Raw genomic sequence first — 12,405 nt, 5'->3', positions numbered from 1 at the left:
CGCAGCATCGCCGATGGTAGTGTGGGGAGTCCCCATGTGAGAGTAGGTCATCGTCAAGCTCTTATTCGAAGCCCCGTCAGCTAATGCTGGCGGGGCTTTTTTCATTGCGCACATCCATGGTGCCCAACCCTTCGGGCAGCTTCGCTGTGTTGGCTGGCTTCCTGGCTGCCAAATCATTGCGCGCTTTCCGATGACCTACCTGCTTCGCAGGTTCTGGTCATTGTGGAGTTGGCTTCGCCGATCAAGCTCTTATCCAAAACCCCAGCAGGGCAACCTGCTGGGGTTTTTCTTTATCTGCTTCTCAGAAATAAATACGCAGTGAATACAAAAAAAGCCCTGGCGGATAACCGTCAGGGCTTTATCTGTTCAGTCGGATGCCTGATCAGAAATTACCGCTGTTGTAATCAGCAATGGCCTGATTGATCTCTTCGATGCTGTTCATCACGAACGGTCCGTAATGAACCACCTTCTCGCGGATCGGTGTACCGCGCAGCAGGATCATACGCGCGCCATGAGTGCTGCTTAACCTGACGCTCTCACCTTGTGGGAAAACCAGCATAGACTTCTCTGGTGCTTCCGGGGTGCTGTCGAGCTGTCCTTCAAACACGAAGGCGAGCAGTGTCTGTTGTGGGCTGACTGTGAGCTGTACAGAGGCTACTGCGGCCAGAGAGAGATCGGCGTAGGCTGCATCAGCTGCCAGATCGTTCAGTGGGCCGGAGACATGCTGCTCATCCAGCTGCCAGTCGCCGGCGATGATGCTCGCCTGCCAGCCGTTTCCGTTTGCTTGCGGAATTTCTTCGGCAGGCACATCGCGGTACTTTGGCGGTTGCATTTTTTCACTGGCTGGCAGGTTAATCCACAGCTGGAAACCATGCAGCTTCTGCATTTCTCTTGCGGGCATTTCGCTGTGGATAATTCCTCGTCCGGCAGACATCCACTGTGCACCACCACTGTTGATCATTCCCTGGTTGCCTGCGTGATCTCTGTGTTCGAGTGATCCGTGAATCAGGTAGGTCAGTGTTTCCATGCCTCTGTGGGGGTGTGGTGGAAACCCTCCGATAAAGTCATCAGGATTGTCTGATAACAACTCGTCAATCATCAGGAATGGGTCGGTAGCGCGGTTGTCGAACATAGGCACGCGACGGATTTTCACACCATCGCCGTCTGAGGTCGGTCGACTGGGGATGATCATCGATATGCTTTGGGCATTCATAGTAGCTCCGAACGATTAGCTTAATGCTTACTGTACGCCCGAGCAGTAAATGAATTGAGTGAATTTTTTCGTAGGGTTTATTCGAAAGCGCTGGCGGTCACACAGCGCTCTGAACTTCTACCTGGTCATCCAGGCCTTCAATAATTGCCTGCTGCAGGCGCTGGCATTGCTCAACGTCCGAGAAAGGGAGTCCCTGTTCGTTGAGGATGAAGAATATGTCGGAGACGCGCTCACCTTCGGTCAGAATTTTAGCTCCCTGCATCTGGGTGCCGAACTCTGCAAAGATAGCTCCCATACGCGCCAGTAACCCGGGGCGGTCAGCGGCAACCACTTCCAATACGGTTCGCTGCATCACCGGGTCGTTACTCATGAATACCTGAGTTTCTACCTGGAATTGTTTAAGCATGCGCGGTGTGCGGCGCTGAATGATGGTGGAATACTCTTCCGGATGAGCCAGCGCTTCGATCAGAGTATTACGAATCTGTTCGATACGTTGCGGGTCATCAATCGGCTGATTGTCTTCGTCCAGCACGATGTAGGTGTCCACGGCATTATGCTCAGTTTCTGAGGTCATAATGCGGGCGTCCTGAATATTAAGATTGAGCTGGTCGAGGGTTGCCGTTGTGGCGGCAAACAGATTGAGCTGATCTTTCATGAAAATGAAGATCTGTGTCGCCCCTTCAAACTGGCGGTCCGAGGTCTGCCGGATAGAAACCAATGGTCGCGAGCTGTCGCCGTGGGAGTGAATCTCCAGCGTTTGCCAGACAATGTTGTCGATGCCTTCGCGCAGGAAATAATCATCACCGGGCGTACCCCAGATGTCGCGTACCTGATCTTCGGTCAGGCCTTTGGCAATCAGCTGTTTCAGGGCTTCCTGCTGGATCTCTTCGATCCAGTCTTCTTTGTTCAGAGGATTACCGAGGCCGCGGCGCAGGGCAACCTGAGTGTTGCGATAGAGGTCGCGCATCTGTTCGGCGCGCCAGCTGGTCCAGGCTTTCGGGTTGGTGCTGACGATATCGGCAATGGAGATCAGGTACAGCATCTCCAGATGATGCTGATCACCGACTTCCAGGGCGAACTGATGAATATCTTCCGGGTTGTTCAGGTCCAGTCGTTGCGAGGCCTGAGACATCAGCAGGTGGTTGCCACACAGCCAGGCTACCATATGGCTGTCAGTCGGACGCAGATTATGCTGGCGACAGAATGCTTTGGCTATTTCACCGCCATTGGCGGTGTGATCGCCTTCCAGGCTTTTGCCGGAATCGTGTAGCAGGGCTGTCAGGTAAAGCACTTCCTTCTTTTGCACGCGATGAATCAGTGAGGAGGCAATTGGAAACTGCTCTCGTTCCTGGCTGAAGCGCAGATGGCGGAGGAAGCGCATCATACGGAAGCTGTGTTCGTCGACGGTGTAGATATGGAACAGGTCGTGCTCCATCATGCCGATGATACTGCCAAATTCCGGGATATAACGACCAAGAATGCCATAACGCATCATGCGGGTGAGTTCACGTACCACACGCGAGCGATTGCACATGAGTTTCATGAAGATGCGATTGTGCTCGGTGTTCTGGCGGAAGTCGTCATCTATCAGGTGGCGGTGGTCGCGCAGCGCACGGATGGTATCGGAGTGAATACCTTTGGCCTGCGGTGTCTGTGTCATCAGGTAGAACACGTTCAGCAGCCAGGCTGGTTCTTTCTTGAACAGGTCCGGATCTTTCAGCTGCAGATAGCCATTACACAGGGCAAAATGCTCATTGAGCTCTTCATGGGTGTTGGCTTTGTCGCACTTCATGAAATCTTCGTTGAAGTGAAGCAGCAGAAGGTCTGATAGTTCGTTAGTGGCCAGCTGATTACGGTAGAAGCGCGACATAAAGCGTTCTACGCCGAGCATTTGCTTATCGTCCTGAAAGCCCAGCAGCGTTGCGATTTCACGCTGTAAATCAAACAGCAGTCGGTCTTCTTCGCGGCCTGCCAGCATGTGCAATGCATAACGAACCTGCCACAGGAAGTCGAGACTGCGCTGCAGGCGCTCACGTTCAAAGTCTGTCAGAAATCCACGCTCTTCAAGGGCGTTTAATGAGCCTTCGCCGAAGTAGCGCATGGTGACCCAGGTGATGGTCTGGATATCACGCAGTGCACCGGGCGAGTTTTTAACGTTGGGCTCAAGGTTGTATTCAGAATCGTTATGCTTTTTGTGACGGTCCTGCAGCTCCTGCCATTTGGCGGTAAAAAAGCTCTGCGCAGGCCAGATGTGCTCTGGTGTTGTGGCCTTTACCAGCTCACCGTGCAGGGTGCGATCTCCGGCGAGAGTCCGGCTTTCCATCATGTTGGTGATGATGGTGAGATCTTTCTCTGCTTCGGTGACGCACTCTGCCAGTGTTCGGACGCTATGGCCGACATCCAGTTTGATATCCCACATCAGTGTGATGAACGACTGAAGTTGTTCTGCATAGGTGTTGATGGCGTTCTCGTCACGGCATAGCAACAGGACGTCAATATCAGAGAACGGGTGCAGCTCACCCCTGCCATAGCCTCCCACGGCAACCAGAGTAAGGTCTTTTTCGGGTAATCCCTGATGGCGCCACAGGCACGCCAGAAGCTTATCAATAAGGCTCGCGCGGTGGCGAACGAGGGTGTTGGCGTCCAGGGTGGCCCTGAAATAGGTGTATGCCTCCTGCTGGATATTCGCCAGCAGCGGTTTGACAACCGGAATCGGCGAGACCGACTGAGCCAATTGGTTGAGCAGCTCGGTTTCGTCTATCTGGGGCAGTTGGGGCACCATGGCGTCCATCGCTTATTTCCAGCGATCTTCATCCTGACGCTTGGTCAGAACTTCGCAACCAGTCGCAGTGACCAGAATGGTGTGTTCCCATTGAGCTGATGGCTTGCGGTCCTTGGTGACAACGGTCCATCCATCTTTCATCAGTTTGCTGAAGCGGCTGCCCTGATTGAGCATTGGTTCGATGGTAAAGGTCATACCTTCCTTCAGTTCCATGCCGGTGCCGGGTTTGCCGTAATGCAGAACCTGTGGGTCCTCATGGAACTCTTTGCCAATCCCGTGGCCGCAATATTCACGCACGATGGAGTAATGATTTGACTCAGCATGCTTCTGAATGACATGGCCAATATCACCCAGTCGGGCGCCTGGTTTGACCAGATCGATCCCCATGTACAGGCATTCCTGCGTGATCTCGACCAGTCGCTTGTTCGCTGGTGATGCCTCACCGACAAAAAACATGGCGCTGGTATCACCGTGGTAGCCATCTTTGATTACGGTAATGTCGATGTTGATGATGTCACCTTTCTTCAGGAGTTTGTCGTCGCTGGGGATACCGTGACAGATCACCTGATTGATGGAGGTGCAGATAGACTTCGGAAAGCCGCGGTAGTTGAGTGGGGCAGGGATGGCATTCTGAACGTTGACGATGTAATCGTGGCATATGCGATCAAGCTCACCGGTTGATACGCCGGGCTTAACGTAGGGCCCGATCATTTCCAGGACTTCAGCTGCCAGGCGGCCAGCAACGCGCATTTTCTCGATTTCATCCGGAGTCTTGATGGTGACGTTCATGGGGGACTTCAACTACCTGAGAATGGTTACAAACAACCATTGTACTTGTTGTAGCGGCGGGATTGAACCAATCCGTCGCCGGTGTCGTCTGAGGAGCTACTGTCGGGTGACAGGGGCTGGCATTTGGCACGTCAAAATGGTATAAAGCGCCCGCGCTGAGAGCGCCGCGGAATCCCGATGGGATCTGACGTAAATGACACACACATTCCGCAACGCTGATTCGGGGTGCCCGGGCTAAGGCCCAGGTCGGAGAAGCGGGGATGTGGAGGCCTAACCCAATTATTAAGGTATATAGAAATGGCACAAGTTAGCATGCGTGACCTGCTGAAAGCAGGCGTACACTTCGGTCACCAGACTCGTTACTGGAACCCAAAAATGGGCAAATACATTTTTGGTGCTCGTAACAAGATTCACATCATCAACCTGGAGCAAACTGTTCCGGCTCTGAACGATGCACTGAAAATTGTTGAAGCTCTGGCTGCTAAAAACAACAAAGTTCTGTTTGTTGGTACTAAGCGCGCTGCAGGTAAGATCATGAAAGAGCAAGCTGAACGTAGCAGCATGCCTTTCGTAGCACACCGCTGGTTGGGCGGTATGCTGACCAACTACAAAACCATCCGTCAGTCCATCAAGCGTCTGCGTGACCTCGAAGCGCAACAAAACGATGGTACTTTCGAACAGCTGACCAAGAAAGAAGCCCTGATGCGTACCCGTGAGATGGAGAAGCTGGAGCGCTCTATCGGTGGTATCAAAGAAATGGGTGGTCTGCCAGACGCACTGTTCGTGATCGACGTTGACCACGAGCGCATCGCTGTTCAGGAAGCTAACAAACTGGGTATTCCTGTAATTGGTATCGTTGATACCAACTCTAACCCAGATGGCGTTGATTACGTTATCCCAGGTAACGACGATGCGATCCGTGCTATCCAGATCTACGCAACTGCAGTAGCAGACGCGGTTCTGGAAGGTAAGCAGCAGAACGGTGTTGCCGCTGACGAATTCGTAGCGGTAGAAGAAGCACCAGCTCAGGATGCTGCTGAGTAATATCGGTCGCTCTGAAAAAGGGGGCTTGCCCCCTTTTTTTAAGTGCAAAAAGTACTGACAAGTTAACTGAAGAGGAATACACACATGGCAAACGTTTCTGCCGCAATGGTTAAAGAACTGCGCGAGCGTACCGGTCTGGGCATGATGGAGTGCAAAAAAGCACTGAACGAAGCCGAAGGCAACATTGATCTGGCAATTGAAAACCTGCGTAAGAACTCAGGTCTGAAAGCTGCTAAGAAAGCTGACCGTACCGCTGCTGAAGGTAAAATCCGTGTAGTTGTTAACGCTGGCGTAGCTGTCGCTGTAGAAGTTAACTCTGAAACTGACTTCGCTGCTGGTGATGCTAACTTCAATGCATTCGCAGACACTGTTGTAGCTAAACTGGCTGAAACCAAAGAGACTGATGTTGCAGCTCTGATGGCTGGTGATCTGGAAAATGCTCGTGAAGCTCTGGTTCAGAAAATCGGTGAAAACATCACTGTTCGTCGTCCGGCAGTTGTAGAAGCTGAAACCGTTGGCGCTTACGTTCACTCTAACGGCAAGATCGCTTGTATCGTTGCTCTGAACGGCGGTAACGAAGAAGTTGCTAAAGACATCGCCATGCACGTAACTGCTTCAAGCCCACGTGTTGTACGTGGTGAAGATATGCCAGCAGACGTTCTGGAAAAAGAAAAAGAAATCATCAAGGCTCAACCTGACATGGCTGGCAAGCCAGACGAAATCGTTGAGAAAATGATGGTTGGTCGTATCAACAAGTTCCTGAAAGAAAACAGCCTGCTGGATCAGCCGTTCGTTAAGAACCCTGATCAGACTGTTGGTCAGCTGGCTAAAGAAGCTGGTGCTGAAGTTATCTCCTTCCTGCGTCTGGAAGTGGGTGAAGGTATCGAAGTTGAAAAGACTGACTTCGCTGCGGAAGTTGCTGCTCAGCTGAAAGGCTGATCCGCTGCTGGGTAACCGTCTCTGAATGTGATGGACTACCCCAATAATATGCCGGGCTCGCCCGGCATATTTGTATTCGTCCCGAAAGGGCCGACCAGACAGGGTCGGTGGGCAAAGATGCCCGGAACAGGCAAAATACTGCCTGACTGTTATTGCTGAGTTAATCGTTTTTTCTGGAGATACCCATGGCCGAGCAAAAAAGTCCCAAGTACAAACGAATTCTGCTGAAACTCAGCGGTGAGGCCCTGATGGGCGAACTTGATTTTGGTATTGACCCGAAAGTTCTGGACCGCATGGCACTCGAAATCGGCCAGCTGCGCGGTATCGGTGTTCAGGTTGGTCTGGTTATCGGTGGCGGTAACCTTTTCCGTGGTAAGGCTCTGAGCGAAGCAGGCCTGGATCGTGTTGCTGGTGACCATATGGGCATGCTCGCAACAGTAATGAATGCGCTGGCTATGCGCGATGCGCTGGAACGCGCCAATATGCCAACTCGTGTAATGTCTGCTATCCCGATGAGTGGTGTCGTCGATCATTATGATCGTCGTAGTGCCATCCGCGCCCTGGATACCGGTGATGTTGTTATTTTTGCCGCTGGTACTGGTAACCCTTTCTTTACTACCGATTCTGCTGCCTGTTTGCGTGGTATCGAAATTAATGCCGATCTGGTTCTGAAAGCCACCAATGTCGATGGTGTGTATACTGCGGACCCTAAGAAAGATCCGGCCGCTGAAAAGTACGACTGCCTGACTTATCAGGAAGTGTTGGAAAAGCAACTGGGCGTTATGGATTTAACCGCTATCTGTCTGGCACGCGACCACAACATGCCTCTGCGTGTATACGATATGAACGAGACCGGGGTGCTGGCTCGTCTGATGACCGGTGGCAATGATGGTACTCTCATCGTGAGTGAGGATAAGTAACGATGATTAACGATATTAAAAATGACGCCGAAGAGCGTATGGGTAAAAGCGTTCAGTCGCTGATCGAAGCCTTTAAAAAAGTTCGTACAGGTCGTGCGAACCCAGCCATTCTTGATGGTGTTATGGTGGATTACTACGGTACTCCGACTCCAATCTCTCAGGTTGCTAACATTATCGTTGAAGACGGCCGTGCTCTGGCAATTAACCCTTGGGAAAAGAATCTGGTGCCTCAGATCGAGCGTGCCATTCTGAAGTCTGACCTGGGCCTGAACCCGGCAACCAATGGTGACACTATTCGTCTGCCAATGCCGGCGCTGACCGAAGAAACCCGTAAGGACTACATCAAACAAGCGCGTGCAGAAGCCGAAAAAGGCCGTGTATCCGTGCGTAATATCCGTCGCGATGCGAACGGCAGCATTAAAGAGTTGCTGAAAGAGAAGATGATCTCTGAAGACGAAGAGCGTGGTGGTCAGGATCAGATTCAGAAGCTGACTGACAAGTTCATCGCCGAAGTCGATGCGCTGCTGGCGAATAAAGAAAAAGACCTGATGCAGGTTTAACCGGCTAGCATCTATGTCTACCAGTATCGATGATACGCTGGCTGCCTGTGGGCAGCCCCCGCGCCATGTCGCCATTATTATGGACGGCAACAACCGCTGGGCGAAAAAACGCTTTATGCCGGGTGTTGCTGGTCATAAGGCAGGTGTTGATGCCGTTCGTGCAGTCGTGGAACTGTCGGTCAAGCAGGGTGTAGAAGTTCTGACCCTGTTTGCTTTCAGTAGTGAAAACTGGCGTCGTCCTGAAGATGAAGTCAGTGCTCTGATGCAGCTGTTTGTGATGGCGTTACAGCGTGAAGTCAAAAAGTTGCACCGCAATAACATCCGACTGCGTATTATGGGGGATGTCTCCGGCTTTTCTCCGCAATTGCAGAAACTCATCCGTGAAGCGGAGGAGCAGACTGCAGACAATAGTGCGATGACACTGGTTGTTGCTGCGAATTATGGCGGCCAGTGGGATATCGCTCAGGCCGCCAGACGTATTGCGGCAGATGTTCAGAAGGGCAGCCTAGCTCTTGACGATGTTAATGAGCAGACCTTCCACCAATATACCTGGCTGAGCGATCTCCCTGCCCCGGATCTCATGATCCGTACTGGTGGCGAGCAACGCATCAGCAACTTTATGCTTTGGCAAACAGCGTATTCTGAGTTCTACTTCTCGGATGCCTTCTGGCCAGATTTTAAAGAAGAAGAATATACCCGGGCATTAGTGGATTTCGCCAAGCGCACCCGTCGCTTTGGTCGCACTGATGACCAGCTACAGGAAGATATGAAAAGTGTTTAAGGAACGCGTACTGACAGCGCTGGTGCTGGCACCTCTTATGATCGTCGGCATCTTCTTTTTGCCGCTGAAACAGTTCGCGATTTTCATCGCGGCCATCGCCACGATCGGCGCCTGGGAGTGGGCTAATATTGCCGGCTATCAGAAAAACTGGAGCCGTATCCTCTATGCCGTTGTGGTGTTTGTCGCACTCTATATCAGTGCTCGCTTCCTGAAGGTTCATGAAGAATATCTGATCTATTACCTCGGCGCCGGCACCCTGTGGTGGGTGGTTGCCTTCGCTCTGGTTAAACAGTACCCGGGCGGCACCGATATCTGGGCTGCGCGTCCGATTCGCGCATTGCTGGGTCTGTGTGTGCTGATTCCGATGTGGGTTGGCTTTATGCACCTTAAAACCCAGCCACACAGCTCTCTGCTGATTGTGTATGTCATGCTGATTGTCTGGGGTGCGGATACCGGAGCCTATTTCGCCGGCCGCAAGTGGGGCAACTCCAAACTGGCTCCTCACGTAAGCCCTGGTAAGTCCTGGGCAGGTTTCTGGGGTGGTCTGGCGACGACGATGGTTGTGGCACTGATTTTTGCAGCCTGTATTGATCGCTGGGTCGATCCGATGTCTGTTCAGGAAGTTCTGGTGTTGATGGCTATTACGGTTGTCACCATGGTGATCTCTGTGTTGGGCGATCTGGTAGAAAGCATGATGAAGCGTCATCGTGGTATCAAAGACAGTTCTTCCCTGCTGCCGGGGCACGGTGGTGTACTGGACCGTATCGACAGTATGGCGGCTGCTGTACCTGTTTTCTCTTTCTTTATGCTGGTATTTGACTGGGGTCTGGCTGGATGACAAGCCGGATTACCGTGCTGGGTGCGACTGGCTCCATAGGACAGAGCACCCTGGACGTTGTTCGACGCCACCCTGATCGCTATCAGGTGTTTGCCCTTACTGCTGCCAAGCGTGCTGATGAGATGGCAGCACTGGTTCGCGAGTTCTCCCCCCGTTATGCCGTAATGGCTGACAGTGAAGCCGCCCGACGCGTTCAGGCGCAGCTGACCTGTGGCTGCGAAACGACGGTTCTCAGTGGTACGCGTGCGCTGGTAGAGGTGGCAGAAGCTGCTGAAGTAGATCAGGTAATGGCAGCCATTGTTGGTGCCGCGGGTCTGTTGCCTACGCTGGCGGCGGCGCGCGCTGGCAAACGTGTGCTGTTGGCCAATAAAGAAAGTCTGGTCATGGCCGGTCCATTATTTATGCAGGCCATCCGCGAGGGCGATGCTGAGCTACTGCCTATCGACAGTGAGCATAATGCGATTTTTCAGTCACTGCCGCATAACTATGGCGGTGATTTTTCTGCCCATGGTATTCGAAAGATTCTGCTGACTGCATCCGGGGGGCCTTTCCGTGGTCGTACCGCGGCAGATCTGGAGAATGTGACGCCGGCTCAGGCTGTGGCCCATCCTAACTGGTCTATGGGTGCAAAAATATCGGTGGACTCTGCCACCCTGATGAACAAAGGGCTGGAACTGATAGAAGCCTGCTTCCTGTTCAACTGCCAGGCAGAAAATATACAGGTGGTGGTTCATCCACAGAGCGTTATTCACTCAATGGTGCAGTACTGCGACGGCTCGGTGATCGCGCAGCTCGGGCAGCCGGATATGCGTACACCGATTGCCTATGGTATGGCCTGGCCTGAACGTATCGATGCAGGTGTTGAATCTCTGGATCTGTTTGATATTGCTCGGCTTGATTTTACTCCGCCGGATGAAGAGACTTTTCCCTGTCTGCGTCTGGCCAGAGACGCTTTCAATGCCGGCGGTACCATGCCCGCCGTGCTCAATGCGGCCAATGAAATTGCAGTTGCCGCTTTCCTTGGGGAACAAATTCCCTTTACCCGTATTCCAAGCCTGATCTCTGATGTGATGCAGCGCCATACGCTGGCTGCCGCAGACTCGGTTGAAGTGATTCTTGAGGCCGATCGCTGGGCCAGAGATTGTGCACTTCAGTTACTGAATGAAACCAATAGCAGTGTGGAGAACCCTGCGTGACCCTGCTTTATTTCATCATCGCGATCAGCATCCTGGTGGTTATCCACGAGTATGGCCATTTCTGGGTGGCACGGCGTTGTGGCGTAAAAGTTTTGCGTTTCTCTGTCGGCTTTGGCAAACCGCTGTGGTCAGTGACCGATCGCCATGGCACTGAGTTCTCGGTAGCGCCTATTCCTCTTGGTGGCTATGTAAAAATGCTGGATGAACGTGAAGGCCCGGTGCCTGAGCATTTGCTGGATCAGGCGTTTACTCGCAAGACACCAGTTCAGCGCATCGCAATCGCCGCGGCAGGGCCTGTAGCCAACTTTATTTTTGCCTTCCTGGCCTACTGGCTGCTCTCAGTCAGTGGCGTAACTGGAGTTGCCCCTGTTGTGGGCGAGGTAGTGCAGGACACACCGGCGTGGGAAGCGGGTATTCGCACTGGCGACGAGTTCATCAGCATCGATGGTCGTACAGTGAATACCTGGCAGGAAGTGAGCTGGGCATTGGTCAGTTATATCGGAGAGGACGCTTCAATACCAGTCGTACTCAAAGATGTGGATGGTCTTGCTAAGCAGGGTCAGATAGAAGTTTCTTCCTGGCTGTCGGATGATGAAGTGCCGGATCCGCTGACAGGTTTAGGTATTGAGCCTCGCCGTCTGGAGTTACCAGCGAGTATTGGCGAAGTGCTCGAGGGTGGTGCGGCAGCACAGGCTGGGTTGCAGGCCGGTGATCGCATTCTTGCCGTCAACGGCCAGCCTCTGGCTGATTGGTATGCCTGGGTCGACGTGATCAAAGCGGCACCCGGAAAGTTACTGTCTCTTACGGTTAATCGTGCAGGCATGGAGCTGGCGGTGGATATTCGCCCGGCGGTGAAAACACTGGATGATGGTACCCAGATTGGCTATGTCGGTGCCGCGGTCTCAGTTCCGGATGTGCCGGAATCCTGGTTGCGTACTGCTCATGCCGGAGTGATTGAAGGTATAGGAATTGGCCTTAGCAAAACCGCCGATTACATAGTGTTTACCCTGGAGTCTCTGTGGAAGATGCTGCTGGGAGACGTGTCAGTAAAGAACTTGAGCGGCCCCATCACCATTGCTAAAGTAGCCGGCGCTTCTGCGTCCGGTGGCCTTGAGTCCTTCATCGGTTTCCTCGCATTGCTGAGTGTGTCACTCGGCGTGCTGAACCTGCTTCCGGTCCCCATGCTGGATGGCGGGCATATTCTGTTCGGGGTTGCAGAATGGGTACGCGGTAAACCGCTGCCAGAACGAATTCAGGTGGCCGCACTACAGTTTGGCCTGTTCCTGATGCTCAGCCTGATGGCTGTCGCCTTTTATAACGATTTAAGCCGCCTCTGATGCCGG

General features: G+C 52.8%; 11 protein-coding genes. 8 read left to right on the top strand and 3 right to left on the bottom strand.

What is annotated here, in order from left to right; genetic code table 11:
* Window positions 1-382 precede the first annotated feature (382 nt).
* From I9W95_RS01380 to map, 3 genes are all read right to left on the bottom strand, one after another.
* On the bottom strand, window positions 383-1,213 hold the full coding sequence (locus I9W95_RS01380; protein ID WP_225671012.1) for a pirin family protein: 831 nt from the start codon (window positions 1,211-1,213) through the stop codon (window positions 383-385).
* A 97-nt stretch (window positions 1,214-1,310) separates the two neighbouring features.
* Window positions 1,311-4,004, bottom strand: a complete 2,694-nt coding sequence (gene glnD / locus I9W95_RS01375; protein WP_225671010.1) for a [protein-PII] uridylyltransferase — start codon at window positions 4,002-4,004, stop codon at window positions 1,311-1,313.
* Between the two features lie 3 nt (window positions 4,005-4,007).
* The gene (map, locus tag I9W95_RS01370) at window positions 4,008-4,784 is read right to left on the bottom strand and encodes a type I methionyl aminopeptidase (protein WP_225671001.1); all 777 of its coding nucleotides are present in this window, start codon (window positions 4,782-4,784) and stop codon (window positions 4,008-4,010) included.
* Window positions 4,785-5,081: 297 nt separating this feature from the next.
* On the opposite strand from map, the gene rpsB reads away from it, so the two are divergent.
* From rpsB to rseP, 8 genes are all read left to right on the top strand, one after another.
* Entirely contained in the window at window positions 5,082-5,828 is a 747-nt protein-coding gene (rpsB, locus tag I9W95_RS01365; protein ID WP_225670998.1) for a 30S ribosomal protein S2, read from the top strand.
* An 84-nt stretch (window positions 5,829-5,912) separates the two neighbouring features.
* Window positions 5,913-6,767 (top strand): translation elongation factor Ts, encoded by an 855-nt coding sequence (tsf, locus tag I9W95_RS01360; protein WP_225670996.1) that lies wholly within the window; start codon window positions 5,913-5,915, stop codon window positions 6,765-6,767.
* Between the two features lie 185 nt (window positions 6,768-6,952).
* The gene (gene pyrH, locus I9W95_RS01355) at window positions 6,953-7,687 is read left to right on the top strand and encodes a UMP kinase (protein WP_225670994.1); all 735 of its coding nucleotides are present in this window, start codon (window positions 6,953-6,955) and stop codon (window positions 7,685-7,687) included.
* A 2-nt stretch (window positions 7,688-7,689) separates the two neighbouring features.
* Window positions 7,690-8,247: a ribosome recycling factor gene (gene frr / locus I9W95_RS01350; protein ID WP_225670992.1), complete on the top strand. Its 558-nt coding sequence runs from the start codon at window positions 7,690-7,692 to the stop codon at window positions 8,245-8,247.
* Between the two features lie 13 nt (window positions 8,248-8,260).
* Window positions 8,261-9,028, top strand: coding sequence for a polyprenyl diphosphate synthase (gene uppS / locus I9W95_RS01345; protein WP_225670990.1), 768 nt, complete (start codon window positions 8,261-8,263; stop codon window positions 9,026-9,028).
* Window positions 9,021-9,866: a phosphatidate cytidylyltransferase gene (locus I9W95_RS01340; protein ID WP_225670988.1), complete on the top strand. Its 846-nt coding sequence runs from the start codon at window positions 9,021-9,023 to the stop codon at window positions 9,864-9,866. Before uppS ends, I9W95_RS01340 begins: the two co-directional genes overlap by 8 nt.
* Entirely contained in the window at window positions 9,863-11,062 is a 1,200-nt protein-coding gene (gene ispC, locus I9W95_RS01335; protein ID WP_225670986.1) for a 1-deoxy-D-xylulose-5-phosphate reductoisomerase, read from the top strand. Before I9W95_RS01340 ends, ispC begins: the two co-directional genes overlap by 4 nt.
* Window positions 11,059-12,399: an RIP metalloprotease RseP gene (gene rseP / locus I9W95_RS01330; protein WP_225670984.1), complete on the top strand. Its 1,341-nt coding sequence runs from the start codon at window positions 11,059-11,061 to the stop codon at window positions 12,397-12,399. The genes ispC and rseP overlap by 4 nt, the downstream gene beginning before the upstream one ends.
* Window positions 12,400-12,405 lie beyond the last annotated feature (6 nt).

The organism is Thalassolituus marinus (assembly GCF_020320395.1).
Lineage (GTDB): Bacteria > Pseudomonadota > Gammaproteobacteria > Pseudomonadales > Oceanobacteraceae > Venatoribacter > Venatoribacter marinus.
The sequence above is the reverse complement of the archived record's forward strand: the minus strand, read 5'-3'. Positions and strand labels throughout refer to the sequence as shown.

Excerpts from the sequence above, each read along its gene's own strand:
- I9W95_RS01380 (WP_225671012.1), bottom strand. The coding sequence starts at position 1,213 with ATGAATGCCCAAAGCATATCGATGATCATCCCCAGTCGACCGACCTCA.
- glnD (WP_225671010.1), bottom strand. The coding sequence starts at position 4,004 with ATGGACGCCATGGTGCCCCAACTGCCCCAGATAGACGAAACCGAGCTG.
- map (WP_225671001.1), bottom strand. The coding sequence starts at position 4,784 with ATGAACGTCACCATCAAGACTCCGGATGAAATCGAGAAAATGCGCGTT.
- rpsB (WP_225670998.1), top strand. The coding sequence starts at position 5,082 with ATGGCACAAGTTAGCATGCGTGACCTGCTGAAAGCAGGCGTACACTTC.
- tsf (WP_225670996.1), top strand. The coding sequence starts at position 5,913 with ATGGCAAACGTTTCTGCCGCAATGGTTAAAGAACTGCGCGAGCGTACC.
- pyrH (WP_225670994.1), top strand. The coding sequence starts at position 6,953 with ATGGCCGAGCAAAAAAGTCCCAAGTACAAACGAATTCTGCTGAAACTC.
- frr (WP_225670992.1), top strand. The coding sequence starts at position 7,690 with ATGATTAACGATATTAAAAATGACGCCGAAGAGCGTATGGGTAAAAGC.
- uppS (WP_225670990.1), top strand. The coding sequence starts at position 8,261 with ATGTCTACCAGTATCGATGATACGCTGGCTGCCTGTGGGCAGCCCCCG.
- ispC (WP_225670986.1), top strand. The coding sequence starts at position 9,863 with ATGACAAGCCGGATTACCGTGCTGGGTGCGACTGGCTCCATAGGACAG.